Annotated in this window: 27 protein-coding genes and 1 pseudogene; 19 read left to right on the top strand and 9 right to left on the bottom strand. The window is 66.3% G+C overall.

Annotation, left to right across the window (positions count from 1 at the left end; genetic code table 11):
• Positions 1–5: 5 nt before the first annotated feature.
• Positions 6–473, bottom strand: coding sequence for a Holliday junction resolvase RuvX (ruvX, locus tag FNJ84_RS16050; RefSeq protein WP_143794308.1), 468 nt, complete (start codon positions 471–473; stop codon positions 6–8).
• Positions 470–1,714 carry a c-type cytochrome biogenesis protein CcmI gene (gene ccmI / locus FNJ84_RS16045; RefSeq protein ID WP_255471248.1) on the bottom strand — a complete coding sequence of 415 codons (1,245 nt, stop codon included), beginning with the start codon at positions 1,712–1,714 and terminating at the stop codon, positions 470–472. Before ccmI ends, ruvX begins: the two co-directional genes overlap by 4 nt.
• 179 nt (positions 1,715–1,893) lie before the next feature.
• On the opposite strand from ccmI, the gene FNJ84_RS16040 reads away from it, so the two are divergent.
• From FNJ84_RS16040 to FNJ84_RS16015, 6 genes are all read left to right on the top strand, one after another.
• A complete protein-coding gene (locus FNJ84_RS16040; protein ID WP_143794307.1) occupies positions 1,894–3,159 on the top strand; it encodes a sarcosine oxidase subunit beta family protein in 1,266 nt (421 codons plus the stop codon).
• A gap of 95 nt (positions 3,160–3,254) precedes the next feature.
• The gene (locus FNJ84_RS22055; RefSeq protein WP_185968562.1) at positions 3,255–3,524 is read left to right on the top strand and encodes a hypothetical protein; all 270 of its coding nucleotides are present in this window, start codon (positions 3,255–3,257) and stop codon (positions 3,522–3,524) included.
• Between the two features lie 107 nt (positions 3,525–3,631).
• Positions 3,632–3,967, top strand: coding sequence for a TfoX/Sxy family protein (locus tag FNJ84_RS16030; RefSeq protein ID WP_143794306.1), 336 nt, complete (start codon positions 3,632–3,634; stop codon positions 3,965–3,967).
• Between the two features lie 4 nt (positions 3,968–3,971).
• Complete coding sequence (locus FNJ84_RS16025) at positions 3,972–4,295, top strand: sarcosine oxidase subunit delta (RefSeq protein ID WP_143794305.1); 324 nt, start codon at positions 3,972–3,974, stop codon at positions 4,293–4,295.
• The gene (locus FNJ84_RS16020; protein ID WP_143794304.1) at positions 4,292–7,222 is read left to right on the top strand and encodes a sarcosine oxidase subunit alpha family protein; all 2,931 of its coding nucleotides are present in this window, start codon (positions 4,292–4,294) and stop codon (positions 7,220–7,222) included. Before FNJ84_RS16025 ends, FNJ84_RS16020 begins: the two co-directional genes overlap by 4 nt.
• A complete protein-coding gene (locus FNJ84_RS16015) occupies positions 7,215–7,733 on the top strand; it encodes a sarcosine oxidase subunit gamma (RefSeq protein WP_143794303.1) in 519 nt (172 codons plus the stop codon). Before FNJ84_RS16020 ends, FNJ84_RS16015 begins: the two co-directional genes overlap by 8 nt.
• A gap of 8 nt (positions 7,734–7,741) precedes the next feature.
• On the opposite strand, the gene FNJ84_RS16010 is transcribed toward FNJ84_RS16015, so the two are convergent.
• Entirely contained in the window at positions 7,742–8,407 is a 666-nt protein-coding gene (locus FNJ84_RS16010) for a hypothetical protein (RefSeq protein ID WP_143794302.1), read from the bottom strand.
• Between the two features lie 39 nt (positions 8,408–8,446).
• On the opposite strand from FNJ84_RS16010, the pseudogene FNJ84_RS16005 reads away from it, so the two are divergent.
• The 5 genes and pseudogenes from FNJ84_RS16005 to der all read left to right on the top strand — a co-directional run bounded on the left by FNJ84_RS16005 (position 8,447) and on the right by der (position 14,216).
• Positions 8,447–9,601 (top strand): annotated as a pseudogene (locus tag FNJ84_RS16005) (exo-alpha-sialidase).
• Between the two features lie 171 nt (positions 9,602–9,772).
• Positions 9,773–10,372: a superoxide dismutase gene (locus FNJ84_RS16000; protein WP_143794301.1), complete on the top strand. Its 600-nt coding sequence runs from the start codon at positions 9,773–9,775 to the stop codon at positions 10,370–10,372.
• Positions 10,373–10,588: 216 nt separating this feature from the next.
• Positions 10,589–11,269 carry a hypothetical protein gene (locus FNJ84_RS15995; RefSeq protein ID WP_143794300.1) on the top strand — a complete coding sequence of 227 codons (681 nt, stop codon included), beginning with the start codon at positions 10,589–10,591 and terminating at the stop codon, positions 11,267–11,269.
• Positions 11,270–11,403: 134 nt separating this feature from the next.
• Positions 11,404–12,735: a PQQ-binding-like beta-propeller repeat protein gene (locus FNJ84_RS15990; RefSeq protein ID WP_143794354.1), complete on the top strand. Its 1,332-nt coding sequence runs from the start codon at positions 11,404–11,406 to the stop codon at positions 12,733–12,735.
• Positions 12,732–14,216 carry a ribosome biogenesis GTPase Der gene (der, locus tag FNJ84_RS15985; protein ID WP_143794299.1) on the top strand — a complete coding sequence of 495 codons (1,485 nt, stop codon included), beginning with the start codon at positions 12,732–12,734 and terminating at the stop codon, positions 14,214–14,216. The genes FNJ84_RS15990 and der overlap by 4 nt, the downstream gene beginning before the upstream one ends.
• Here der and FNJ84_RS15980 read toward each other — a convergent pair.
• The 4 genes from FNJ84_RS15980 to FNJ84_RS22420 form a co-directional block, all read right to left on the bottom strand.
• Positions 14,213–15,115, bottom strand: coding sequence for a hypothetical protein (locus FNJ84_RS15980; protein ID WP_143794298.1), 903 nt, complete (start codon positions 15,113–15,115; stop codon positions 14,213–14,215). The two genes, der and FNJ84_RS15980, sit on opposite strands and share 4 nt — an antisense overlap.
• Positions 15,116–15,194: 79 nt before the next feature.
• Positions 15,195–16,487 (bottom strand): serine--tRNA ligase, encoded by a 1,293-nt coding sequence (gene serS, locus FNJ84_RS15975; RefSeq protein WP_143794297.1) that lies wholly within the window; start codon positions 16,485–16,487, stop codon positions 15,195–15,197.
• Positions 16,488–16,619: 132 nt separating this feature from the next.
• Positions 16,620–16,859, bottom strand: a complete 240-nt coding sequence (locus FNJ84_RS15970; protein ID WP_255471247.1) for a hypothetical protein — start codon at positions 16,857–16,859, stop codon at positions 16,620–16,622.
• Entirely contained in the window at positions 16,859–17,335 is a 477-nt protein-coding gene (locus FNJ84_RS22420) for a thioredoxin family protein (protein WP_255471246.1), read from the bottom strand. The genes FNJ84_RS15970 and FNJ84_RS22420 overlap by 1 nt, the downstream gene beginning before the upstream one ends.
• A gap of 165 nt (positions 17,336–17,500) precedes the next feature.
• On the opposite strand from FNJ84_RS22420, the gene meaB reads away from it, so the two are divergent.
• The 6 genes from meaB (at position 17,501) to FNJ84_RS15935 (ending at position 21,747) form a co-directional block, all read left to right on the top strand.
• Entirely contained in the window at positions 17,501–18,478 is a 978-nt protein-coding gene (meaB, locus tag FNJ84_RS15960; RefSeq protein WP_143794296.1) for a methylmalonyl Co-A mutase-associated GTPase MeaB, read from the top strand.
• Between the two features lie 46 nt (positions 18,479–18,524).
• On the top strand, positions 18,525–19,604 hold the full coding sequence (locus FNJ84_RS15955) for a bifunctional transcriptional activator/DNA repair enzyme AdaA (RefSeq protein WP_255471245.1): 1,080 nt from the start codon (positions 18,525–18,527) through the stop codon (positions 19,602–19,604).
• Entirely contained in the window at positions 19,601–20,335 is a 735-nt protein-coding gene (locus FNJ84_RS15950) for an isocitrate lyase/phosphoenolpyruvate mutase family protein (protein WP_143794295.1), read from the top strand. Before FNJ84_RS15955 ends, FNJ84_RS15950 begins: the two co-directional genes overlap by 4 nt.
• A gap of 124 nt (positions 20,336–20,459) precedes the next feature.
• Entirely contained in the window at positions 20,460–20,756 is a 297-nt protein-coding gene (gene rpmB, locus FNJ84_RS15945) for a 50S ribosomal protein L28 (RefSeq protein ID WP_143794294.1), read from the top strand.
• A 136-nt stretch (positions 20,757–20,892) separates the two neighbouring features.
• Positions 20,893–21,231, top strand: coding sequence for a hypothetical protein (locus FNJ84_RS15940; protein WP_143794293.1), 339 nt, complete (start codon positions 20,893–20,895; stop codon positions 21,229–21,231).
• Positions 21,232–21,267: 36 nt separating this feature from the next.
• On the top strand, positions 21,268–21,747 hold the full coding sequence (locus tag FNJ84_RS15935; protein WP_143794292.1) for a copper chaperone PCu(A)C: 480 nt from the start codon (positions 21,268–21,270) through the stop codon (positions 21,745–21,747).
• A 6-nt stretch (positions 21,748–21,753) separates the two neighbouring features.
• Here the strand turns inward: FNJ84_RS15935 and FNJ84_RS15930 are convergent, their stop codons facing one another.
• Both FNJ84_RS15930 and FNJ84_RS15925 read right to left on the bottom strand, forming a co-directional pair.
• Entirely contained in the window at positions 21,754–22,377 is a 624-nt protein-coding gene (locus FNJ84_RS15930) for an arylesterase (protein WP_255471244.1), read from the bottom strand.
• The gene (locus tag FNJ84_RS15925; protein WP_221931999.1) at positions 22,374–24,830 is read right to left on the bottom strand and encodes a heavy metal translocating P-type ATPase; all 2,457 of its coding nucleotides are present in this window, start codon (positions 24,828–24,830) and stop codon (positions 22,374–22,376) included. Before FNJ84_RS15925 ends, FNJ84_RS15930 begins: the two co-directional genes overlap by 4 nt.
• A gap of 426 nt (positions 24,831–25,256) precedes the next feature.
• On the opposite strand from FNJ84_RS15925, the gene FNJ84_RS15915 reads away from it, so the two are divergent.
• Together FNJ84_RS15915 and mnmH are read left to right on the top strand one after the other, a co-directional pair.
• Positions 25,257–25,832: a L,D-transpeptidase gene (locus FNJ84_RS15915; RefSeq protein WP_143794289.1), complete on the top strand. Its 576-nt coding sequence runs from the start codon at positions 25,257–25,259 to the stop codon at positions 25,830–25,832.
• A 7-nt stretch (positions 25,833–25,839) separates the two neighbouring features.
• Positions 25,840–26,892: a tRNA 2-selenouridine(34) synthase MnmH gene (mnmH, locus tag FNJ84_RS15910; protein WP_143794288.1), complete on the top strand. Its 1,053-nt coding sequence runs from the start codon at positions 25,840–25,842 to the stop codon at positions 26,890–26,892.
• Positions 26,893–26,981: the final 89 nt, after the last annotated feature.

Genomic DNA, 26,981 nt, shown 5'->3' with positions numbered 1-26,981 from the left:
GCGGTTCAGCCCAGATGGCGCAGCCGGTCCAGTGCGCCTTGCAGGATATAGCCTGCCGCTACCTGGTCGATCACCTCGGTCCGGCGGCGGCGGGATGTATCATCCTCCAGCAGGGCGCGTTCGGCGGCGACGGTGGACAGGCGTTCATCCCAGAAGCTGATCGGCAGATCGGTCAACCGCGTCAGGTTACGTGCGAATGCGCGGGTCGATTGGGCGCGCGGCCCTTCGCTGCCATCCATGTTGCGGGGCAGGCCCAGAACGATGCCGGACAGCCCGCGATCCGCGATGATCGCCAGCAGCGCCTGCGCGTCTGCCGTGAATTTCGCCCGCTTGATCACCAGCAGCGGCGAGGCGACCTGGCGCAACCCATCACTGACCGCGACGCCGATGGTCTTGGTGCCCAGATCCAGCCCCACCAGGCCGCCTGCGCGGGGCAGGGCGTCGGCGAAATCCGCCATGTCCTCGTGGATCATTCAGTCAGCCCGCCCTGTTCGGCACCTGCACGGACGATCGCCAGCGCTTCGGGCTGAGAGGCAAAGCGGGTCTGGGCCTCGGACCAGAGATTGCGCGCATGATCGGTATTGCCCAGCATCGCGTGCGAGCTGATCAGCCGCGCCCATTCCTCGGGCGATCCGCCCTGATCGGCCATCCGCGATTCAAGCTGGGCCACCATCCCCTCGATCATCTGCTGGCGTTCTTCAGGGGTCATCTCTTCCGCTGCGGCCAAGGCATCGGCGTCGGGGCCGGGCAGGGCGGGCATTGCCGTCGTGGTGAACTCGGGGGGCACATAGTCGGGCTGCCCGGCCAGCCAGGCCAGTTCCTGTATCGTCGCGCGGATCGGCGCGGCCCAGGGGGCATCGGGCGGCCCTTCGGCCAACAGGTCGCGCCACAGCGGAAAGGCCCGGTCGGGCCGGCCGTTCTGCACCTGCAACAGCCCCAGCATATAGCGCGCCTGCGGATACCGGGGGTTCAGATCCAGTGCGCGGGCCAGTTCGGCCTCGGCCTCGGGGGTGATCAGCCCTCCTGCGGCCTCGGTCATAAGCCCGGCCAGCATGGTGTGATCCTCGACCGTGGCAGCCGCGCCCCTGACCTCGATCAGATTCCGCTGCGCCGCAATGGCCGCGTCAAGATTGCCCAGGCGCGATTCGTGCAGCGCCAGCAGGGCCAGGCCTTGCGGATCATCGGGCGTCGTCGCCACGGCGGCGCGCAATTCCTCGATCAGGGCGGCGTAGTCGGGGTCGATCTCGCCGCGCTGCGGGGCCGGCGCGGCGGCTGCGGCCTCGGCCTGGCTGGGGCGGCTGCGATAGGCGGCCTCGGCTGCGGCGATGCGTTCCGCCAGCGGCAGGTCGGGCATGCCGGGTACGCCCTCGCGCTGATACAGCCACAGCGCCCCGCCCAGCAACGCGGCCAGAACGACGGCCGCACCCGCCCAAGCCACCCCGGCGCGACCCGCGGGCGCGGCCTCGGTCATGCGGCGGTCGGCATCCAGCACCTTGCGCCCGATCTCGCGCCGCAGCCGGTCGGCATCCTCGGCCGCGATCACGCCGCGTTGCAGGTCGCGATCGACCTCGCGCAACTGGTCGCGATAGACCTGAAGGTCAAAGGCCGCCGCGGGCGCCAAGTCCTGCGCTGTCGCCCGCGCACGCAGGATTGGCGCCAGAATTGCCGCCGCCACCACAACCAGCATCGCCGCGGAGATCACCCAGAACAGCATTCGCGCCCTTTCATCCAGCCCCGTACTGCCTACCCGTTTTGGCCCTCGTGCAAAAGCCCCAAGCGGCTGACAAGCCCGCGATGGGTTGTCGCATTTCGCGCCGATGTGACGCATCGAGTCTTGAGCCTGCACCAATCAGCGGGCAATGCTGGTTGGCGAGGATGCAAAGGGGATGCGCCATGCCGACGCCAGCACGATCCGGTCGATACTCGGTCTTTGCCATCGCGCGCGAGGCGATGCGGAACCACACGGGCTGGAACCGGGCCTGGGCCAGCCCCGAGCCGCGCGACCGCTATCAGGTCATCATCGTGGGCGCGGGGGGGCACGGGCTGGCCACGGCCTATTACCTGGGCAAGAATTTCGGCATCACCGATGTGGCGGTGATCGAAAAGGGCTGGCTGGGCGGCGGCAATACCGGGCGCAACACCACCATCATCCGCAGCAATTATCTGCAAGACGCCTCGGCCGCGATCTATGACAAGGCGCTGAAGCTTTACGAAAACCTGTCGCAGGATCTGAACTATAACGTGATGTTCAGCCCGCGCGGGCTGATCATGCTGGCCCAGACCGAACACGAGATTCGCGGTTACAAGCGCACGGTCCACGCCAACCACCTGCAAGGCGTGGCGACCGAATGGATCGACGCAAAGCGGGTCAAGGAACTGGCCCCGATCATCAATATCGACGGCCCGCGCTATCCGGTGCTGGGGGGGCTTTATCAGGCGCGCGGCGGCACCGCGAGGCATGACGCGGTGGCCTGGGGCTATGCGCGGGCCTGTTCCGACATGGGCATGCACATCATCCAGAATTGCGAGGTGACGGGGATCGAGACCCAGGCCGGCCAGGTCCGCGCCGTGAACACCTCGAAGGGGCGGATCGGCTGTGACAAGCTGACTTTGGTGGTGGCCGGGCATTCCAGTCAGCTGGCCGAGATGGCGGGTTTCCGGCTGCCCATCGAAAGCGTGGCCCTGCAAGCGCTGGTCAGCGAACCGATCAAACCCTGCCTTGATGTCGTGATCATGGCCAATACCGTCCACGGCTATCTGTCGCAGTCGGACAAGGGCGAAATGGTCATCGGCGGCGGCACTGACGGGTTCAACAATTTCACGCAACGCGGCAGCTGGCACCATGTCGAGGAAACCGTCCGCGCGCTGGTCGAAACCTTTCCGATGCTGTCGCGGCTGAAGATGCTGCGCCAATGGGGCGGCATCGTCGATATGACCGGGGACCGCTCGCCGATCCTGTCGACCACGCCGGTCGGCGGCATTTTCGTCAATTGCGGTTGGGGCACGGGCGGGTTCAAGGCGATTCCCGGATCTGGCTGGGCGATGGCCGATCTGATCGCCAATGGCCGGCCGGGGCCGCTATCGGCGGAATTTGGCCTGAATCGCTTTCGTGAAGGGCGGTTTATCGACGAATCCGTCGCCGCCGGCGTCGCACATTAGGCGGACAGCTTGATGACCGATAGATTTAGGGGAACCTTTCCGGCACCGGCCGAATTGATCGGCCATAAGACTGTCAAAGCCAAAAAGGGATACTCATGGCTGATCAACAGAATAACAACTCGCTCTGGTTCATCGTCGGCGGCATTCTGGTCGCGGTGCTGGTCATCTTCTTCTTCATGTCGGGTGGCGATGACGCAACCACCGCAGGCGATGCCGGCGGCGACACCACCGTCACCGTTGAAACCGAGGCCCCGGTTGCCGACGCGCCTGTCGCTGACGCGCCTGCCGCCGATGCACCCGCTGCTGACGCGCCGGCTGCCGACGCGCCTGCCGCCGAAGGCGAAGCCGCTCCGGCCTCGAACTGATCGGCTGTCGGCCGGCGGGGCGGTGACGCCGCTTTCATCCGTGCCGAAATATCCACGGGGGTCCGGGGGCAGTCAGCCCCCGGCCTTTCTGTTCCGGGGGGCGCGACATGGCCGTTGACCCCGGTACCGCCCAGTTGATGCGCGACGATCTGTCGGCGCTGGACGGCATTTCCGAAAAAAAGATGTTCGGCGGTCTTGGCTTCATGCGGGGCGGCCATATGCTGAGCGGTGTGATGTCCACCGGTGCGCTGCTTTACCGTGTCGGCAAGGCGCGGCAGGCACAGGCGCAGGCGATGCCCGGTGTCGGCCCGATGGAACATGGCAGCCGGACCATGGGCGGCTTTGTCACGCTGACCGGCGAGGCCATGGCCGATGACGACCAGCGGGCCACGCTTCTGGCGCTGGCCCTTGCCAATGCCCAGGACCTGCCCGCGAAGGAGTAAACGCATGCTGACGCTGACCTGCCCCTATTGCGGTATCACCGCCGAGGAAACCGAGCTTCAACCCGGCGGCGAGGCGCATCTGAAGCGCGTCGGCCCCGATGGCTCGGATGACGAGTTCGAGGCCTATATCTTCGCCCGCGCCAATCCCCGGGGCGTGCATTTCGAACGCTGGCGCCATGCCTATGGCTGCGGCAAGTGGTTCCTGGCCGCACGCGACACGGCGACATTGCAGGTCTTTGGCACCTACAAGGCCCAGACCCCCGCCCCAACCGATGACATCATTGCGGCCATTCAGGCCGCCCGCCCCGACTGGACGCCCGCGCCATGACCCAGAACCGCCCCTTCCGCCTGCCCAAGGGCGGCCGCCTGATCGACCGCGCCTATCAACTGCCTTTCCGCTTTGACGGGCGGCACCTTCGGGGCCTGCAAGGCGACACGCTGGCCTCGGCGCTGCTGGCCAATGGCCAGATGATGATGGGCCGGTCCTTCAAATATCACCGCCCGCGCGGCCCCGTCGCCAGCGGCGCCGAGGAACCCAACGCCCTGTTCGGTCTGGGCCAGGGCGGCCGGTTCGAGCCGAACCAGCGCGGCACCACCACCGTTCTGGAAACCGGCATGGTGCTGCGCAGCCAGAATTGCTGGCCCTCGCTGGATGCCGATCTGGGCGAGATCAACAACTGGCTCTCTCCGTTCTTCCCCGCCGGGTTCTACTACAAGACCTTCATCCACCCGCGCCCCTTCTGGAAGCATGTGTTTGAACCCATCATCCGCCGCAGCGCCGGCCTTGGCCGTGCGCCGACCGACCCCGACCCGGACCGTTACGAACAGGCCTATGACTTCGCCGATGTGGTCGTCGTCGGGGGCGGTATCGCCGGTCTGACCGCTGCGCTGGCCGCCGCCAAGGGCCGCACCCGCGTGCTGGTGCTGGAACAATCCGGCCATTGGGGTGGCCGCACGCCCGTCGATCACAAGGGCGGTCAGGCGCAAATCGACGCCTTGCTGGACGAGCTTCGGGCCAAGAAGAACGTCACCCTGCGCCGCAACACCATGGCCACTGGCCTTTACGACCACGGCTATCTGCTGGCGCGAGAAGCGCTGGCCGATCACGATCCCAATCTGGGCATCCCGCGCCAGCGGTTGTGGCGCATCCGCGCGGGGCAGGTCATCACCGCAACCGGCGCGCTGGAACGTCCGCTGTCCTTTGCCTGCAACGACGTGCCCGGCGTCATGCTGGCCTCGGCCGTGCGCGACTTCATCGTGGATTTCGGCGTTGCGCCCGGTCAGCGCATCGTGGTCGTGACCAACAATGACGACGCCTATCGCACGGCGCTGACGGCGCTGGATGCGGGGCTAGAGGTCTCTGCCGTCATCGACGCCCGCCCCGAGGCCGATGGCGAGTTGGTCCAGGTCGTCCGCGCCCGCAACATCCCGGTTCTGACCGGCACCGCCATCGCCAAGGTCAAGGGCAGCCGGCAGGTCGAGGGCGTGGCCATCTGCGACCAGTCGGGTGACGGCACCATCACCGGCGGGATTGATTGCGACGTGGTCGCGATGTCGGGTGGCTGGTCCCCGGTCGTGCATCTTTACAGCCATTGTGGCGGCAAGCTGATCTGGGACGAAGCGCAAGCCATGTTCCGCCCCGACCCGAACCGCCCGCCACTGGGCGCCGATGGCCAGGGCAATGTCACCGCCACGGGCGCCGCCAAAGGCGATCTGACCTGCGCCGGCGATCTGGAACGCCCCGAGGGCGCGACCATGCCGGTCTGGGTCATGCCCGCGCAGGCGCCCTATAAGCTGCGCTCGAAGATGTGGCTGGATTTCCAGAACGATGTGAAGGTCTCGGACGTCGAACTGGCCGCGCGCGAAGGCTATGCCAGCGTTGAACATACCAAACGCTACACCACGCTTGGCATGGCCACCGATCAGGGGAAGGTCAGCAATATCAACGGCCTGGCCGTCCTGTCCGGGGCGCTGAACCAGCCGATCCCGGCCACCGGCACGACGACCTTCCGCCCGCCCTATACGCCCCTGACGCTGGCCACCATCGCCGCCGAGGCGCGCGGCGACGCCTTCCAGCCGCTGCGCAAGACGCCGATGCACACGTGGCACAACCTCAACGGCGCGCATTGGGAACCCGTGGGCCATTGGCGGCGCCCCTATTGCTATCTGCATGCGGGCGAGGATGCCCATACGGCGGTCGCGCGCGAGGTGCTGGCCGTCAGGAATGGCGTCGGCACGCTGGATGCCTCGACCCTTGGCAAGATCATCGTGAAAGGCCCCGATGCGGGCCGTTTCCTCGACATGCTGTATACCGGCATGATGTCCACCCTGCCGGTCGGCAAATGCCGCTATGGTCTGATGTGCAACGAAAACGGCTTTCTCAGCGATGACGGCGTGGTCGCCCGCCTCAGCGACGACACCTGGCTGTGCCACACCACCACCGGAGGCGCCGACCGCATCCACGGTCATATGGAGGACTGGCTGCAATGCGAATGGTGGGATTGGCAGGTCTATACCGCCAATGTGACCGAGCAATATGCGCAAATAGCCGTCGCCGGTCCCAAGGCGCGCGAGCTTCTGCAACGCCTGCCCGGCACCATCGACCTGTCGCCCGAGGCGCTGCCCTTCATGACCTGGGCCGAGGGCGAGCTGGCCGGTATCCCCGCCCGCATCTATCGCATCAGCTTCTCGGGCGAGCTCAGCTTTGAAATCGCCGTCCCCGCCGGTCGCGGGCTGGAACTGTGGGAGGCCCTGCATCACGCCGGGCGCGATCTGGGCATCGTCCCCTATGGCACCGAGGCGATGCATATCATGCGCGCCGAAAAGGGCTTCATCATGATCGGCGACGAAACCGATGGCACGGTGATCCCGCAGGATCTGGGGCTGAACTGGGCGATCTCGAAGAAAAAGCCCGATTATATCGGCAAGCGCGCGCAGGCCCGCAGCCATATGACCGATGGCAACCGCTGGCGGCTGGTGGGCCTTGAAAGCCTTGATGGCCGCATGATCCCCGATGGCGCCTATGCCGTCGATCAGGGGCTCAACGCCAATGGTCAGCGTGTGGTGCAGGGGCGCGTGACCTCGACCTATCACTCGCCCACGCTTGGCCGCCCCATCGCCATGGGGCTGATCCGCCACGGGCCTGAACGCATGGGGCAGGTCCTGGACTTCCCCACGCCTGCCGGTGAAACCATCCGCGCCCGGATCGTCGATCCGGTCTTTTACGACAAGGACGGAGGCCGCCTGAATGCCTGAAGCCCTCGCCACCATCGCCCCTGTCGCCGGGCTTGGCATGATCACCATCCGCGCCAACCTGTCGCGCGCGGGCGATGCCATCGCCGAGGCCTCGGGCCTGCCCATCCCCGAAGCCACGCGCATCACCACGGATGGCAGCCGCAGCCTTGGCTGGATGTCGCCCGATGAACTGCTGCTGCTTTTGCCCGCCGCAGAAACGGCCGAGGCGCTGACCGCCCTGACTAACGCGCTGGCGGGCGAACACGCGCTGGTCGCCGATGTCTCGGACCTGCGCGCGGTTTTCGACGTGACCGGCCCCAAGGTCCAGCAGGTGCTGCAAAAGCTGTCGCCCACCGATTTCGCCGCCTTCCCCAAGGACGGTCTGCGCCGGACCCGTGCGGCCCAGGTCGCCGTGGCCTTCTGGCGGCAGGGCAAGGGTTTTCGCGTGATCGGCATGCGCTCGACCGGCGACTATCTCCGGCTGATCCTTGAAAACGCCACCATCCCCGGCAGCGATCTAGAGCCGCGCTAACGATCGGGTCAGCCGCCCAGGCCGACCCAGATCATGCATCTCAGGGCTCGGCTGGTGGCGGTTATGGCCGTATTGGCCAGGTTGTCGCCAAGGCAAGCCAGAATGGCACGGATGCGGTTACGGATACCAGTGACGCTACCGGTCTGGTCATAGCATCTCATCGTTTGGCGCACAGAGGTGCTGATCCCTGCCTTGATGAGGCAACCGATAACGGGGTCGGTGCGGATCATGCCGATCAGTTGCTCGATCCGATTGTCTTGCTGGGCGTCAACGATCCTCTGCCAGGCAGCTTCAGGCGATGCGTCGGGCGCAATGGAAACATAATCCAAGGGAAATTCTGCGATTCCCTCACCCAGATATGAGACACGGCAGATCATCTTTTCAAAGTCGAAATCCAACCTGACCGTGACTGTCTTCCATTCGGCTGCGCCTATCTCGCGCCTGCGGGCCGTGACCTCGATCGAGACCATGTTCTCCATGATCGCCGCATCGCGCAGGTCCAGTGCCAGGTCATACTCGATGTTTTCACGGGAACGCGAAACTCGGTTATGCGTAGCATCTCGTTCCTGCTTTTGCTGAATGGAAACAAGCCTATCACGATATTGCGCAGGTCCGGTTCGATGATTGGTCGCCAGGAAAAGGGTGTGATACGTCTCTTGGGCTGGCCGTCTCATCCGTGATATTCTGGTTTGGCAAGGCAGAACGGGCACGCCATGACCGATCTCACCATTCTCGTGGGCACCACCAAGGGCGCCTTCCTGATCACCGGCGATACCAGGCGCGAAGGCTGGACCGTCAGCGGCCCCTTCTGCGACGGCTGGCCGATCAACCATATCATCGGCGATCCGGCGACCGGCACCATCTGGGCGGGCGGCGGCGGTGACTGGCACGGGGCAGGGGTCTGGCGATCCGATGATGGCGGCGAAAGCTGGGCGGTGACCCGTCTGACCAAGGGCCAGATGGATGACTGGGCCGCGAATGACCCGGATTTCGCCCAGATGATCGGCTGGACCGACACGCCCTTGCCCTTCACCGACCAGTTCCAGCAAATCTGGTCGCTCGGCCTTAATGACGGCAAGCTTTACGCGGGCACCAAACCCGCCAGCCTCTTGGTCAGCACGGACCGGGGTGACAGCTTCGACCGGCTGGACGGCCTGACCGGCCATCCCTCGGCGCCCTCATGGAATGGCGGCGCGGCTGGCCTGATCCTGCATTCCATCGTCGCTGACCCGACCGACCGCAAACGCATGTGGGTCGGCATTTCCGCCGCCGGGGTTTTTCAGACCGAGGATGGCGGCGAAACCTGGGACCGCCGCAACCGCCTGTCCAATGCCGAGGCCTGTGGCCAGTATCACCACCCCGCTGCCCCGCGCGACGGAGAGGTCGGCCATTGCGTCCACAACATCGTCCGCGCACCGGGCGACGGGCAACTTCTGTATCAACAAAACCACCACGGCGTCTGGCGCTCGCCGGACGGAGGCCGCAGTTAGGAAGACATCACGGCCAACCTTCCCTCGACCTTCGGCTTCCCGATCCATGTCCACCCGCGCGACCCGGAAACCATCTGGACCCTGCCGCTGAACGGCGACAGCATCGGCCGCTTTCCGCCCGACGCCGCCGCCGCCGTCTGGCGGTCCCGCGACGGCGGGCAAAGCTGGCAGGCGCAGCGCGATGGCCTGCCGCAGACCGCCTGCTTCTTCACCGTCCTCAGACAATCCATGTCCGGCGACCGCCGCGACCCTGCGGGCGTCTATTTCGGCACCAATAGCGGCTCGGTCTTTGCCACCAATGACGAAGGCGAAACCTGGGCCGAAATCGCCCGTCACCTGCCCACGATCCTGGCCGTTGAAACCCTTGACCGCGCCTGACAATTCTTCTTCACGCAAATATCCTCGGGGGTGAGGCGCGGCACGCGCCGAGGGGGCAGACAGCCCCCTGAATCCGGCCTGCACCATGGAACTGCGTTTCTGCCCTTGCGTTGAGGGGCTGAATTGGTGACCTTGCCCACCGAACCGCGAACCCCACGAAAGGACAGGAAAATGGCTTTCACGCTTCCCGATCTTCCCTATGCCCATGACGCACTTGCAGCTGCAGGCATGTCCAAGGAGACGCTGGAGTTTCACCATGACATCCACCACAAGGCCTATGTCGACAACGGCAACAAGCTGATCGCCGGCACCGAGTGGGAAAACAAGTCGGTCGAGGATATCGTCAAGGGCACCTATCAGAAGGGCGCCGTGGCGCAGAACGGCATCTTCAACAATGCCAGCCAGCACTGGAACCACACGCAGTTCTGGGAAATGATGACGCCGAATCCGGGCGCCATGCCGGGCGATCTGGAAAAAGCCATCACCGAATCCTTTGGCTCGGTCGACAAGTTCAAGGAAGAATTTGGCGCGGCCGGTGCCGGCCAGTTCGGGTCGGGCTGGGCCTGGCTGGTCAAGGATGCCGATGGCAGCCTGAAAATCACCAAGACCGAAAACGGCGTGAACCCGCTGTGCTTCGGCCAGACCGCGCTTCTGGGCTGCGATGTATGGGAACACAGCTATTACATCGACTTCCGCAACAAGCGCCCGGCCTATCTGACCAACTTCCTGGACAAGCTGGTCAACTGGGAAAACGTCGCCTCGCGCCTCTGACAGGGTGGCGGACAACGCCTTTCAACGGGCCTGCCGGGGGATCCTGGCAGGCCTTTTTGCATCCTGCCGCTGGCGTCGTGCCGGCTGGTCCCCGCCCGAGCGCGATACGCCACCCCGCCCGGCGCCGCGCCAATGGCCGGATGACAGCTTGCCATTGGCAATTCCGGCCGCGACCGTGTAAGAGCGGTCGCGCTAGGAATATGACGGAAAGCGGCCATGGCCAATCAGAATGACAGCTTCATCGACGAGGTAACCGAGGATCTTCGCCGCGACCGGCTGTTCGGTGTGTTTCGCCGCTATGGCTGGATTGCCATCGCGCTGATCGTCCTGGTCGTGGCCGGCGCGGCCTGGCGCGAATACAGCCTGGCACAGGCGCGCAGCGCGGCGCAGGATTTTGGCGATGCGATCATCGCTGCCGAGACGGCTGCCGATCCCGTGACGGCGCTGGCCGAGGCCGGTGACGACGGCCGGGCCAGTCATGTGGCGCTGGCCGCGCTTTTGCAGGGGAATGCACTGGTCGCGCAGGGGCAGGGCCAGCAGGCGGGCGAAAGGTTGCAGACCGCCGCCGGCGGGCTGACCCAGGCCGACGACCGTGTCATGCATGACCTGGCCCTGTTGAAGGCCGTTCTGGTCCAGGGCAACCAGATGGACCCGGTGCAGCGCGATCAGGTGCTGTCGCAACTGGCCCAGACCGGCGCGCCATTCGAGTTGTTGGCGCTGGAACAGCAGGCCGTTGCGCTGATTGGCGCGGGGCGCGCCGAGGATGCCGAGACACTGATCAAGCAGATTCAGCAGAAAGAGGGCCTAAGCGAAGGCTTGCGTCGCCGCCTGTCCGAGATGATGATCGCCATGGGCGTCGAGCCCGAACCGAACGACCTGACCCCGGCTGCCGATTGATCCGCAGCGCCACGGGCGTGCCTGGGAATGGGCCGTCCTGGGGTCGGTGCAAAGCGAAGTAAAAGGTAAGGCCGGGCCAGATCCGTATAACTGGTCGGTGAAACAGGGAACGAGGGAAGTTCAGCATGATCACGATGACGCGCAACCATGCCGCCGCGCTCGCCCTGTCGCTTGTGTCGGTGCTGGCGCTTGGTGCCTGCCAGGAACGGGAATATATCCTGCCCGGCGAGCGGCTGGACCCGATGGCGGTGAACTCGCCCGATGGGCCGGCCGTGATGGCCCCCACTGCTGTTGCCGCCACCACCGTCGGCCTTGCCGCCGCCCGCGCCAATGCCGATTGGACGCATCGCGCCGGCAATGCCGCCCATGCGCCCGGTCACGTGGCCCTTGGCAGCGGCACAGGCCGCATCTGGACCGCCGATATCGGCCAGGGCGATGACCGCCGCCATCGTATCACCGCCGATCCGATCGTTGCCGCAGGCATGGTCTTTACGATGGACAGCCGCGCGCGCGTCACCGCGACCTCGACCGGCGGCGGCCGTGTCTGGTCCGTCGATGTCACCCCGGCAAGCGAGGGTGGCGACAGTGCCTCGGGCGGTGGCCTGGCTTACGAAGGCGGGCGGGTTTTCGTCTCGACCGGCTATGGCGAGCTTGTGGCGCTGGATGCCGCGACCGGCGGGGTTCTGTGGCGCCAGCGGGTCAATTCCTCGATCAGCGGCGGGCCGGCGGCGCAGAACGGCGTCGTCTATGTCGCCGCGCGCGATTCGACCGGGTGGGCTGTCCGGGCCGAGGATGGCAAGCTGCTGTGGCAGACCTCGGGCAATACCTCGTCCTCGGGCGTGATGGGCGTCGCCGCCCCGGCCGTGTCGGGCAATACCGTGATCTTCCCCTTCTCGTCGGGGCAGTTGCTGGCCGCCGATACCCAGACCGGGTTGACCAACTGGACCGCGCAGGTCGCTGGTCTGCGCGTGGGCCGGGCCATCGCCTCGATCCGCGATCTGACCGGTGATCCGGTGATAGCGGGCGATACGCTGTATTCGGGTTCATCCTCGGGGCGCATCGCCGCCATCGACATGGCCACGGGGCAGGAGAACTGGTCTGCCCGCGAAGGCGCCAATTCGCCGGTCGTGGTCGCCGGCAACTCGATCTTCGCCGTCAATGACGAAGCCAGCCTGGTGCGCATCGACGCCGCCACCGGCGGGCAGGTCTGGCAGATCGAACTGCCCTATTTCACCGATAGCCGCGTGAAGAAGCAGGACAGCATCCATGCCCATTACGGGCCGGTTCTGGCGGGGGGGCGGCTGTTCGTCGCCTCGTCCGACGGGGTGTTGCGGGTCTTTGATCCTTCCAGCGGTGCGTTGGTCGGGCAAGCGCAGATCCCCGGCGGGGCGGCTGCCGCGCCGGTGGTTGCGGGCCAGACCCTTTATGTTGTTTCCCGTTCGGGCCAATTGCACGCATTCAGATGAGCTTTACCCTCGCCATTGTGGGCCGACCCAATGTCGGCAAGTCGACCCTGTTCAACCGGCTGGTCGGCAAGAAACTGGCGCTGGTCGATGACCAGCCCGGCGTCACCCGTGACCTGCGCGAAGGGCAGGGCCGGCTTGGCGACCTGCGCTTTATCGTGATCGACAGCGCCGGCCTGGAAATCGCCGAGGATGACAGCCTGCAAGGCCGGATGCGCCGCCTGACGGAACGTGCCGTGGATGAGGCCGATATCTGCCTGTTCGTCGTCGATGCCCGCACCGGCGTGACGGCTGCGGATGAATATTTCGCCGAGATCCTGCGCCGCCGCGCCCGCCATGTCATCGTCGCCGCCAATAAATCAGAAGGCCGCGCGGGCGAGGCCGGCACGCTGGAAGCCTATGCCCTTGGTCTGGGCGAGCCGCTGCGCATCAGCGCCGAACATGGCGAGGGGATGGACGACCTTTACCGCGCCCTGCTGCCGCTTGCCGATCAGGTCGAGGCCGAACGCCCCGCCCCGATCGAGCCGGAATTTGACATTGCCCTGTCCGATGAGGATGCCGAATCCGGCGAAGGTGCCGAGGAATGGCGCCCATCCGAAAGCCGCCCGCTGCAACTGGCCGTCATCGGCCGTCCGAACGCGGGAAAGTCGACGCTGATCAACAAGATCATCGGCGAGGATCGCCTGCTGACCGGCCCCGAGGCCGGCATCACCCGCGATTCCATCAGCGTGACGACCGAGTTCATGGGCACGCCCATGCGCATTTTTGACACGGCGGGCATGCGCAAGCGGGCTAAGGTGAATGACAAGCTGGAAAAGCTGTCGGTCGCTGATGGGTTGCGGGCCGTGCGCTTTGCCGAGGTGGTGGTGGTCCTTCTGGACGTCGCCATCCCCTTTGAGCAGCAGGACCTGCGCATCGCGGATTTCGCCGAAACGGAAGGTCGCGCCGTGGTGGTGGCCGCGAATAAATGGGATCTTGAAGAAGACAAGCCCGAGAAGCTGAAGGAATTGCGCGAAAGCTTTGAACGCCTGCTGCCGCAGCTGAAGGGCGCGCCTCTGGTCACCGTTTCGGCCCGCACGGGCAAGGGGCTGGACCGGCTGCACAACGCGATCCTGAAGGCGCATGAGGTCTGGAACCGCCGCGTCAGCACCGCCAAACTGAACCAGTGGCTTGGCGCCATGACCGAGGCGCATCCGCCCCCCGCGCCGGGCGGGCGGCGCATCCGGCTGCGCTATATGACCCAGGTGCGGACCCGGCCGCCGGCATTCATCGTCAAGGCCACCCATACCGACAAGCTGCCCGACAGCTATCAGCGCTATCTGATCAACGGGCTGCGTGCCGATTTCGACATGCCCGGCACGCCGATCCGGCTGATGTTCCGCGATCAGGGCGATCAGAACCCCTATCGCCACAAGGCCACCAAGATCAGCCAGTCGGGCGCGCTGTCCAAGCACAAGAACCGGCAGAAACCGAAGGGCAGTTAACTGGCTGCGCGCACCAGCACGATGGCCATGGCCGAAATTCCGATGATCGCCATCATCGCGATGGTGGCGTCGGCCTGCATGGTGGCCAGCGCCAGCCCGACCAACGACCAGATGATCGCCACGGAATAGCAGAACGCGCCGCCCAGCCTCAGCTGGATGATGACCCCCGCCGCCGCGCAAAGCAGCATCGCCGTCACGGTCGACGCCACGGCGGGAATACCCAGATGATCGTTCAGTAATGTCGCGAATGCCGCATAGGTCACGGCTGTCGCCCATCCGGCGAACAGCCCGACCGTCTGCATGCGCCGGATCCGGCTGCCATCGCGCTGCCCCCTGACCGCCGCCGCCAGCGCCAGCGACAGCATCGCCAGCGCCAGCACGAAGCCGCTTGCCTGATAGCGGTCGATAAGCCAGGGCCAGGCCGCCCCGGCCAGCAACGCCAGCGCCAGCGGGGCATGTTCGGCAAGGTCATTGTCATGGCTGTGGCGCAGCGCCAGCTGCTGCGCCGTCGGCGGCCCGGCATCACCCTTATCCTGACCGATCTTGGCGGGTGTCGCCTGACTGGCGACCGCGCCGGCCAACTCGGTCCGGTGTTGTCGGCGCAGCACCCCGAAGGCATGAATGGTCAATGCGATCCACACGGCAACCAGCAGCGACCACAACACCGGATCTTCGGGTTGCAGGAACAGGCTGTGCAGGCCAAGCGAACCATCGGGCAGCGGCGCGACGACATCGGGAATCCCCGGCATTCCCAAACGTGTCATCGCTGCAAGCTGCGTGCTTGCCGCGGTCATCGGCAGCGCTACCGGACCCGAATGCTGACCGACCGCATAGGTCAGGCTGCTGAAGATGAAGATCCCCACCGCCAGACAGACCATGATTGCCGCGCTTCTGTTCATGCCACGAAACGCCGCACGGTGCCCAAGGGTTTCGGCCCTTCAGACAGGAAGCCGAAAACCCCTGCTTCTGGGCGGGGACTCAGGCCAGAACGCCCTCGGCCGTCAGCCGCGTCTTGCCACCCAGATAGGGATGCAGCACGCCCGGCAGCTCGACCGAGCCATCTGCCTGCTGCCCGTTCTCCAGCACTGCGATCAGCGCCCGACCCACGGCCAGCCCTGACCCGTTCAACGTATGCACGAACTCGGGCTTGCCGCCGGCTGCGGGACGATAGCGCGCATTCATCCGCCGCGCCTGAAAGTCGCCGCAGTAACTGACGCTGCTGATCTCGCGATATTTGTCCTGACCGGGCAGCCAGACCTCAAGATCATGGGTGATCCGCGCGCCGAAACCCATATCGCCGGTGGACAGGACGACGGTGCGATAGGGCAGGCCCAATGCCTCCAGCACGGCTTCGGCACAGCGGGTCATCCGGGCATGTTCGTCCAGGCCGGTCTCGGCATCGGTGATCGACACCATCTCGACCTTTTCGAACTGATGCTGGCGCAACATGCCCGAGGTGTCGCGTCCCGCGCTGCCCGCTTCTGACCGGAAGCACTGGCTGTGTGCGGTCATCCGGCGCGGCAGATCGGCCTGATCCAGCAGATCGCCATGGACGGTATTGGTCAGCGTCACTTCCGAAGTCGGGATCAGCCAGTACCCCTCGCGGGTCTTATAACTGTCCTCGCCGAATTTCGGCAGCTGGTTGGTGCCATACATCATATCTTCCAGCACCAGAACCGGGGCCCAGGTTTCCTGAAGCCCGTGCTTGTCGATATGAAAGTCGATCATGAACTGCGCCAGCGCCCGGTGGATGCGCGCCACCGCGCCCTTCAACACGACAAAGCGGCTGCCCGACAGCTTGGCGGCGGTCTCAAAGTCCATGCCGGGCTTCACGCCCGCAATCTCGTAATGCTCGACCGGGCTGAAATCGAAACCGCGAGGGTCGCCCCAACGGCGGATCTCGACATTGTCAGCCTCATCGACCCCATCGGGAATGCTGTCCAGCGGCAGGTTCGGAATGCCCATCAACAGATCGCGCAGCTGCGCATCCATCTCGGCGGCCTCGGCCTGCATCCGCGCCACATCGGCCTTCTTCTCGGCCACCAGCCCGCGCAGCCGTTCAAATTCGGCCTCGTCGCCGCGACCCTTGGCGGCACCGACTTCCTTGCTGGCCTTGTTCTGCTCGGCCTGTGCGGCCTCGGCCTCGGCGATCCGGGCGCGGCGATCGGCATCCAGCCGCAGGATTTCGGGCGACATGGCGGGCAGCCGGCGCCGCGCCAAAGCGGCGTCGAATGCAGCAGGGTTTTCACGGATCGCGCGGATGTCATGCATGGGCTTGCCCTCGTCAGATATGACCAAGGGGCATAACCCAAGCGGCTACGGGACAAAAGCCCGCCCCATCATCCGTGCAAAAATATCCTGGGGAGTCGCCGTCAGGCGACGGGGCAAAGCCCCATGCCCGCTCTAATCCGCACAGAACAGACGATACATCAGGCCGACCACCTGCCCCGCCCGCGGATCGGCAATGGAATACAGCCGCGACTCGCCCTCGCCATGGGCCAGATGGCACAGGATCTTCATCCGCCCCTCATGGGCCAGCACCTTCAGAAAGGAGGCGGCTTCGGTCGCGCGGGCTGTCATCTCTTCCACCGGTGGGGACATGCCGCCGGCACCACCATCGGCGAAAACAGCGTGCTTTTCCATCATTCCACCTGTTCGATGGCCACACCTGCGTTGCGCATCATCTCGGCCAGAACCGGATGGAAATAGGCCTGGCCCACATAGCCCTCGATGCGGTCCAACTCGACGCCTTTCTTCAGCAGGATGAAGGTCGGCGTGATCGCAGGCCGCGAGTCCAGAACGATCCCGTCCGGCCATGGTCCATCTATATCGACGCGCATCAAGGGTGCCGTGCGACCCTCGGCGCTGTTGGCAAAGCCGGGGGCGATCTCGGCATCCCATCTTGCGCAATAGATGCAACCCGCCTGCTCGACCATCATCAGCCTTATGGGCTGGCCCTGCCAGTCTGGCGCAGCTGCGGCCAGGCTCTCTGCCTGGGCAGAGGGGGCGCTGGCGATCATGCCCCCGGCTGCCATTGTCACGGCAGCAAGGGCGGCACCGCACAAGGCGCCCCGCAGCGTCCTGATGCCGGTCAGGCCCCGGCTGATCGCGTTCTTCATGCCCTTGCATATACGAGCCGCCATCACCTGTCACAAGCAGGCCATGCGGCAGGGCCCGTCGCGGGTCGGGAAACTTCGCGTGACCATCCGCCCCTTGGCATTTCAGCCCTGCGCAAATATCCACGAAGCTGCGGGGCACCGGGCCCCTGCTGCTGACGGGGCGATATGGACGATCTGTTGACGGAACTGACCGGGGGCAGCCGCCGGGCCTTGTCGCGCGCGATCACGCTGATCGAATCGACCCGCGCAGACCATCGCGAACAGGCGCTGGCCCTGCTTGCCGGGCTGCCCGACCGGCAGGCCCTGCGCATCGGTCTGTCCGGCACGCCCGGCGTTGGCAAGTCTACCTTTATCGAGGCCTTTGGAACCATGCTGACCGGGCAGGGGCTGAAGGTGGCGGTTCTTGCTGTCGACCCCTCATCGGCGCGGTCCGGCGGCTCGATCCTGGGCGACAAGACCCGGATGGAACATCTGGCGCGTGATCCCAACGCCTTTATCCGCCCCTCGCCATCGCGGGCCGAACTGGGCGGCGTCGCCCGCCGCACGCGCGAGGCGATCCGGCTGTGCGAGGCGGCCGGCTTTGACGTGGTGCTGATCGAAACTGTCGGTGTCGGCCAGTCCGAAACGCTGGTGGCGGAAATGTCCGACCTGTTCATCCTGCTGCTGGCACCTGCGGGTGGCGATGAACTGCAAGGCGTCAAACGCGGCATCATGGAAATGGCCGACCTGATTCTGGTGAACAAGGCCGATGGCGACCTGCTGGCAACCGCTCGCCGCACCGTGGCCGACTACGCCGGCGCATTGCGGCTGTTGCGCAAGCGTCCGCAGGATCCCGAGGGCTTTCCCCTTGCCCATGCGGTTTCCGCCACCACCGGCATCGGGCTGGCCCAGGCCTGGGACGAGATGCAGACGCTGACCGGATGGCGCCGCGAACATGGGCATTTCGATGCCAATCGCGCGCGTCAGGCACGGAACTGGTTTCAGGCCGAGGTTCGCGCGGGCCTGTTGTCGCGGCTTGACGCGCCCGAGGCACGCGCCAAACTGGATGAACTGGGGCAGGCCGTCGCGGCGGGCAGCGCGGCGCCGGGCGAGGCGGCTGCACATATGCTGGCATGGCTGGACCGGGAAGCAGCGCCGAAATAGACGCCCGATTCTGCGGCCCGGCAGGAAGGCGAATCGAGTAGGGTAAATGCAGATAAACAAGGAACGCACCATGTTGGACCTGCCCGAACCCGGCGCGCTGTATGACGCGCTCAGCAGCCGAGACCCCGCCTTTGAAGGCCGCGCCTATGTCGGGGTCACCACCACCGGCATCTTCTGTCGCCTGACCTGCCCGGCCCGCAGGCCTCGCCCCGAAAACTGCCGCTGGTTCGCCAGCCCGGCCCAAGCTGCCGCCGCTGGCTTCCGCCCCTGCCTGCGCTGTCACCCGACGGGGCCAGAGGCCGAAGGGCACGCCACCGTCACCGCCCTGATCGCCGCGCTGCATGCCGATCCCGAGCGCCGCTGGAGCGAGAGCGACCTGACCGGACTGGGGCATGATCCTTCGACCGTGCGCCGGGCCTTCAAGCGCCATTTCGGCCAGACATTTTTGGAAATCGCCCGCGCCGCCCGCCTGCGCGAGGGGCTGAAATCCATCACGAAAGGAAGCGCCATGATTGACGCGCAGCTTGATGCCGGTTTCGATTCGGCCAGCGGTTTCCGCACCGCTTTTACCCGGCTTTTCGGCCATCCTCCGCATCAGATGCGCCAGCCCGCCGATCTGCGGGCCGACTGGATCGAAACCCCTCTGGGCGGCATGATCGCCATCGCCGACGATACCGCGCTGCATTTGCTGGAATTTACCGACCGCAAGGCCTTGCCTCAGGGATTGCGTCGCCTTTCGGGCTTTGTCGGCGGTCGGATCGGCCTTGGTCGCACCGCCGTGACTGACCGGACCGAATCGCAGCTGGCACAGTTCTTTGCGGGCGACCGCCCGTTATTCGATCTGGATCTGCACCTGCACGGCACCGATTTTCAGCGCCGCGTCTGGCAAGGTCTGCGCCAGATCCCGGCAGGCGACACCCGCAGTTATGCCCAACTGGCGGGCGCCATCGGTCAGCCCTCGGCCACCCGCGCTGTCGCCAATGCCAATGCGAATAACCGCATCGCCATCGTCATCCCATGCCACCGCGTCATTGGCGCCGATGGCACGCTGACGGGCTATGCCGGCGGGCTGTGGCGCAAGCAGCGCCTGATCGAGGTCGAACGCAGTTATGGGGTCGCCGCATGAGCTTTGCAGATCTTCACGAACCCGGCAAGCCGCTGATCCTGTTCAATATTTGGGATGCCGGATCGGCGGCTGCAGTGGCCGGGGCAGGGGCGCCGGCGCTGGCCACGGGCAGCGCGTCGGTGGCCGGGGCGAATGGCTATGGCGACGGGCAGAAGATGCCGTTCGACCAGCTTCTTGGCGTCGTCGAACGGATTCGCGCGGCCAGCGATCTGCCCCTGACCGTCGATTTCGAGGCGGGTTACGCCAACAGTCCCGATGGCGTGGCGCGGAACGCGCGCGCGCTTGCTGCGCTTGGCGTGGCCGGTGTCAATCTGGAGGACGGCGTTCCGCCCGAAACCGGCATTCGTCCGGCGGTCGAGATGGCCGCGCTGATCGCCGCCGTCCGCCGTGCCACCGATCTGTTCATCAATGCACGGACCGATCTTTTCCTGCAAAGCCCGGCCGAGGATCATCCCGCGCTGATGGCTGAAGCCGTTGATCGGGCGGGGGTTTATGCCGATGCGGGGGCAAAGGGTTTCTTTGCGCCGGGGCTTGTCGATCCGGGTCTGATCGGGGATTTGTGCAAGGTCAGCCCGCTGCCGGTGAACATCATGAAATCACCCCGCGCGCCGGGCATTGCGGAACTGGCCGCGCTTGGCGTGGCGCGGATCAGCTTTGGCCCGTTTCCGTGGCGCGAGGCCATGGCGGCGCTGGCGCAGGCCTATCGCGATCAGGTGGCCAACGGGGCTTGACGCCCGCCGCGCAAGGGACTAATCACCCGCGAACGGAATTTCGGGCGCTGCCACGCGGCGCCCTTTCACATTGGGGTGGTGCGCCTGGCGTCTCACCCGACAGCTGTAACGAAGGATGACCACCATGTCGCGCGTCTGCGAACTGACCGGCAAAGGCCCGATGACTGGCAACAATGTCAGCCACGCAAACAACAAGACCCGTCGCCGGTTCCTGCCCAACCTCAACGATGTCAGCCTGATCTCGGAAAAGATGGGTAAGACCTATTCGCTGCGGATCTCGGCCGCCGCGCTGCGTTCGGTGGATCACCGCGGTGGTCTGGATGCATTCCTGGCGAAGGCCAAGGATGACGAACTGTCGGCCCGCGCCCTGAAGATCAAGCGCGAGATCGCCAAGAAAGACGGCCCGGCCCAACTGGCCTAAGCCCTTCTGGCAGACCCGCATTGCGCCCCGCCCGTGACGGCGGGGCTTTTGCATTTGTGCGGCATCCGGGTGCCGGCAATCCGCGACAGTTTGGCTGATGCACAAGCCAGGCGTCGTCGCTAGGGTCGCCGGCACGATGCAAGTGATTCGCCCGCTCCTGATCCTGTGCCTTGTGCTGACCAGCTTTGCGCTTGGTTCGGCGCGCGGGCAGGCGCGGATCGGGGATCAGGTCGTGCTGTGTTCGGGCGAGGCCGTGGTTCTGGTCTATGGCCCCGACGGCGCCCCGGTTGAAAGCCCGTATTACTGCCCCGACATGGTGCTGTCGATGCTGGCGGCCACCGTGCTGCCCGACCCATCGGCACTGCCCGAGCCGACTGCTTTCGCCGCATATTTCACCGAATTGCACCTTGGTCTTGCCGAGGCGGCGCAAGTCGCGCCGCAGGCCCGTGATCCGCCGCTGGTCAGCATTACCTGACCAAAGATACGCGAACACGAACAAGGACAGATCCACATGAAAACCATCATTTACACCGCCGCAGCGGTGCTGTTTCCGCTGGCCGCAGCGGCCCATGACGGCATGGCCGTCGAAAACGCCTATGCCCGCAGCGCCAACCCCCAGACCGCGGCGGCCTTCATGCTGCTGGACAACCACCGTGCCGTCTCCTGCACGCTGGTCGGCGTTGCTTCTGACGCAGCAGCGAAGGTTGAACTGCACACCAATCTGGACGTCGATGGCGTGATGAAGATGCAGCCGATCGAGGGCGGGATCGAGGTCGCCCCCGGTGCCCAGCACGAACTGGCCCGTGGCGGTGATCATGTCATGATGATGGGGCTGAAGGCGCCGCTGGAAAACGGCCAGACCATCGCTCTGTCGCTGGATTTCGGTGATTGCGGCGTGATGGAGGTCGAGGTGCCGGTGGATAACGACCGCCAGCCCGAACCCGCCGATGCCGCAGCCGGGCAGGGCGAGACGGACCATAGCGGGCACTGAGCGGCCTCAGACCTGCCGGGTCAGGGCCTGCACGCTTGGTCCCAGATGATCCACCAGCAGCTTCACCCCTTTACCCGAGGGGTGAAGCCCATCGGCTTGCAGATAGGGCTTGCGGTCCCCCGCCGGAATGGCCGCCAGCGGCGCGATGATATTGGGCAGCAGCAGGCAGCCATGCCGCTCGGCCAGACGCGGCCAGATCCCGTCCCAGTCCGGTCCCGAACGGCGCAGCGACAGTCCGACCAGCAGCACCGGACGGTCGCCCTGCCGGGCGGCGGTCAGGATCGCGTCCAGATTGGCCTCGGCCTGCCGTGGCGACCAGCCCAGCAGCATGTCATTGGCGCCGAGGGCGACGATGACCGCATCGGCCCCGCCCCAAAGCGACCAATGGATGCGCACCCGCCCGCCATAGGTGGTATCGCCCGACAGTCCCTCATTCACGATTTGTGCGGGCGTGTTGTGCCGGGTCAGCCAGTCCTGAAGCACCGGAACCAGCCCCTCGGTGCTGGGCAGGCCGAAACCGGCGGTCAGGCTGTCACCAAAGGCCACGATGCGCGGCCCCTGATCGGCGCCGAGGGCGGCAGGGACCAGCGCGGCCCCCGCCATCGCAGCAAGAAAGCGCCGCCGGATCACGGCGCCCGCTTCAGCCGCAAGGCATTGGTCACGACAAAGACCGAGGACAGCGCCATCGCCGCAGCGCCCAGCATCGGCGACAGTTGCGGGCCGCCGAGCGGCACCAGAGCACCCATGGCCACCGGGATCAGCGCGGCGTTATAGGCAAAGGCCCAGAACAGGTTCTGCCGGATATTGCGCATCACCGCCCGGCTAAGGCGGATGGCCGTGACCACGCCCGCCGGATCGCCGCCGATCAGCACCGCATCGGCGGATTCGATGGCGACATCGGTGCCGGTGCCGATGGCGATGCCGGTATCGGCGGCCGCCAGCGCGGGCGCGTCATTGATGCCATCGCCCACAAAGACGCTGCCCTTGCCCATTTCGCGCACGGCGGCCAGCTTGCCATCGGGCAAGACGCCGCCAATCACGCGGTCGATGCCCAGCTGCCGGCCCACCGCATCCGCCGTGGCCTGCACATCGCCCGAGATCATGACGGTCTGGATGCCCAGATCATGCAGCGCCCGGATGGTGCCCGCGCTGCCCTCACGCACCGGATCGGCCAGCGCAAACGCTGCGGCATGGCGGCCATCGACCGCCAGATGCACCGGCGTCGCGCCGTCCGCCGACCATACCGTCGCGCGGTCCAGCAGGCTGGGTTCTGGGTCGATGCCGACCTCTTGCAAGGCGCGCAGATTGCCGATCAGCAGGGTTTTCCCGTCGACGGTCGCGGTCAGCCCGCGCCCGGCACTGGCCTGAACCCCCTGCGCCTCGGCCAGCGGCAGGCCACGCCCGCGCGCGGCGGCGACCAGGGCCGCGGCCAGCGGATGTTCAGAGCGGATCTCGGCGCTGGCGGTCAGGCGCAAGGCCTCGTCTTCGGTGATGCCTTCAGTGGCCAGCGCGGTCAGGGCAGGGGCGCCCTGCGTCAGTGTGCCGGTCTTGTCAAAGGCGACCACGCGCGCTTCGGCCAGCCGTTGCAGCGCGTCTCCGCGCCGGAACAGCACGCCCAGTTCTGCGCCCCGGCCGGTGCCGACCATGATCGAGACGGGCACGGCCAGACCCATCGCACAGGGGCAGGCGATGATCAGCACGGCAACCGCCGCAACAAAGGCCGGCGCAAGGCCGCCGCCGAAAGCCAGCCACAGCAGGAAGGCCAGCAATGCCAAACCGATCACCACCGGCACAAAGACGCGGGTGATCTTGTCCACCAGGGCCTGCACAGGCAGCTTTGCGGCCTGCGCATCCTCGACCATGCGCACGATGCGGGCCAGCGCGGTATCGGCGCCGGTCGCCGTCACGCGATAGGTCAGTGCGCTGTTCCCGTTGACTGTGCCGCCGGTGACGGCATCGCCGGGGGATTTCGTCACCGGAACCGGCTCGCCCGTCAGCATGGATTCGTCGATCAGGCCGCTGCCTTCGGTGATCAGCCCGTCCACCGCCACCCGTTCACCGGGGGCAAGGCGGAGCAGATCGCCGGGTTGCAGGTCGGCCACGGCCACCCGTGCCTCGATCCCGTCGCGGACCACCACCGCATGATCGGGCGCCAGTTCCACCAGCCGCCGGATCGCGGCGCTGGCCTGACCCTTGGCGCGTGCTTCCAGCCAGCGACCCAGCAGGATAAGGGTGACGATGACCGCCGCCGCCTCGAAATAGACATGCCGCGCGGTTTCCGGCAGCAGACCGGGGGCCAGAGTGACGACGGTGGAATAAAGAAAAGCCGCGCCTGCGCCCAGAGCGACGAGGCTGTTCATCTCGGGCGCGCCCTTCAGCAGGGCGGGGATGCCGATGCGAAAGAAGACCCGGCCGGGAAAGGCCAGGACCAGCGCGGTCAGCACCAGTTCGGCCAGCCACAGGGTTGGCGTGCCGATCGCGCCCATCAGCCAGTGGTGAAAGGCCGGAACGGCATGGCCGCCCATTTCCGCGATAAAGACCGGCAGGGTCAAAGCCAGCGCGATCAGGAAGTTGCGGCGCAGGGTTGTCGCTTCATCGTCATGGTGCAGGTGGCCGGCATGGGCGGCGTGATCAGCGCGCAATTGCGCCGGATAGCCCTTGGCGGTGACGGTCTGGGCCAGTGTTTCCGCGGCCACGCCTGCGTCATGGGTGATGTCGGCGCGGCCCGCGGCCAGATTGACTGCGGCCGCGCTGACGCCGGGCAGGGCGGTCAGGGCGCGCTCGACCCGGCCCACGCAGGATGCGCAGGTCATGCCCTGAACCTCTAGCGTGGTATGGACCGGCTCGGCGGGATAGCCGGCGCGGGCCAGCGCCTCGGTCGCGCGGGGCAGGGCTGCGGGATCGGTCAGGCGCAGATGGGCGCGGTGGGTGGCCAGGTTGACGCGCGGCTCGGTGACGCCGGGAACGGCGGCCAGCGCGCGCTCGGCACGGCCTACGCAGGACGCGCAGGACAGGCCGGTCAGGGTCAGTTCGACCTCGTGCGTGGGCTGGTGTGCGTGGTGTTTTTCAGATGCGGAAGGCATGGTGTTGTCCTTGGCTGAATCCATGATGCAGGGTTTCAGTCAAGGAAAACGGGGGTGCCTGTGGTTGACGCGTGGCGGCTTGCGGCGTCTCGGCCAGCGGGCCGGCGCCGGGCAATCGCTGCGGCGGCAGGTCCTCGCCAAGGGCCAGCGGCCAGACGGCGCGGGCATGGCGCGGACGCGCCGCCATGTGACAGCGACAACCACGCCCCCCACGGCCCCGGCACAGATGCGGGGCGCGGGTGGCGGCTTTGCGCGGGGCGTCAGGGCCGTATGTAGGTCGCGTTGCGGCGGTCATGTCTGGTGAGATGTGGCCTCGGGGTCGCTGCGTCAAGGGAAACTGTGGCGATGACGTTGGATTGAGTTGTCTTGCCCCCTATGGAACATATAGGGAATGACCAACCCGAGCAGTCACAGGATGAGTTTGCCATGAACCGCCGTCAGATGATTTCGCTGGCCGTGCCGCTGATCGCCGCGCCGTCGCTGCTGTTGGCGCAGGCCGCGCCCCAGGCCACCACCCCTGCCGCCGCCGGCCGTGATCCCTATGCCCCCACCGAGGTCGCCATTCGCGACGGGTTCGAGGTGGGCAGTATCATCGTCGTCAGCAAGGATTTCTTCCTTTATCACGTGATCGCGCCGGGCAAGGCGATCCGCTACGGTGTCGCCGTCGGTCGCGATGAACTGGTCTGGAAGGGCCGCGCCACCGTCGGCCGCAAGACCGAGTGGCCCAGCTGGCGCCCCACGCCCGAGATGATCCAGCGCAACCCGGCCGCCTATAAGAAATACGAAAATGGCATGCCGGGCGGGCCAAGCAATCCGTTGGGTGCCCGCGCGCTGTATCTGTATAACGACCGCGGGCAGGACACCGCGATCCGCATCCATGGAACGACCGAGCCGGGCAGCATTGGCCGCGCCGTCAGCAATGGCTGCCTGCGGATGCGCAACGAGGCCGTGATGAGCCTTTACGACCAGATTCCCATCGGCACGCCCGTTTACGTCTACTGATACCGACTTGAGCTTTCGTCTGACCGACGTGTCGCACCCCGTTCGCGCGGGGTTCGACGATATCATCGACGTCCGCAGCCCGGCAGAATATGCCGAGGATCATCTGCCCGGTGCGATCAACCTGCCGGTGCTGGATGATGCCGAGCGTGCGCGTGTCGGCACGATCTATAAGCAGGTCTCGCCCTTTGATGCGCGCAAGATCGGGGCGGCGCTGGTTGCGGGCAATGCCGCGCGCCATATCGCCGGGGCACTGGCCGACCGGCCGGGCGGCTGGCGACCGCTGGTTTACTGCTGGCGCGGCGGGCAGAGGTCGGGCAGCTTTGCCGCGATCCTGTCGCAGATTGGCTGGCGGGTCGAGCTGGTCGAGGGCGGCTATAAAAGCTGGCGCGGGCTGGTGGTGCAGCAGGTGCAGGACATGCCCGTTGCCGCGCCGGTCATCGTGCTGGACGGCAATACCGGCAGCGCCAAGACGGCGATCCTGTCGCGGCTGGCGGTGCGGGGTTGGCAGGTGATCGACCTTGAGGGTTTGGCCGCGCATCGCGGCAGCCTGTTTGGGGCGATGCCCGGCGGGCAGCCCAGCCAGAAGCTGTTCGAGGGGCGGTTAGCGCTGGCGCTGGCGACGCTGGATCCCGCGCGTCCCGTGCTGGTCGAGGCCGAAAGCAGCCGCATTGGTGCCGTCACCCTGCCCAAGGCGATCTGGCAGGCGATCTGCGCCGCCCCGCGCCTGCGCATCGAGGTGCCCGTTGCGGCGCGGGCGGCCTATTCGGCGCGCGACTATGTCGATGTGGCGGCGGATCCCGTGCGTTTGGGCGAGATTATCGCCGCATTGGCGCCGCTGCATCCGGGCGAACGGATCGAAGCTTGGCAACGGCAGGCAGCGGCCGGTCAATGGCCAGCGCTGGCCGAGGGGTTGATGCGTGATCACTATGATCCGCGCTATCTGAAGCACCGGGCGCGCTATGCCGCCGGTGAACGCGCCGTCGTGGCGCTGGATGATCTGTCGGATCTGGATCACGCGGCGGGACGGGTCGAGGCGGCGCTGGCGGTTCTGACCGGCTGAGCCTTGTCCGGGGTCGGCGGCGGGTGCCTCCGGCGGGGATATTTGGGTGAAGAAGAAAGCTGGTCGCCCGATTGTGAACGGGTGTGGCG

It is taken from the genome of Paracoccus sp. M683 (assembly GCF_007096355.1).
Classification (GTDB): Bacteria; Pseudomonadota; Alphaproteobacteria; order Rhodobacterales; family Rhodobacteraceae; genus Paracoccus.
Note: the sequence above shows the minus strand (reverse complement) of the source record. Positions and strands in the feature narration are given on the sequence as shown.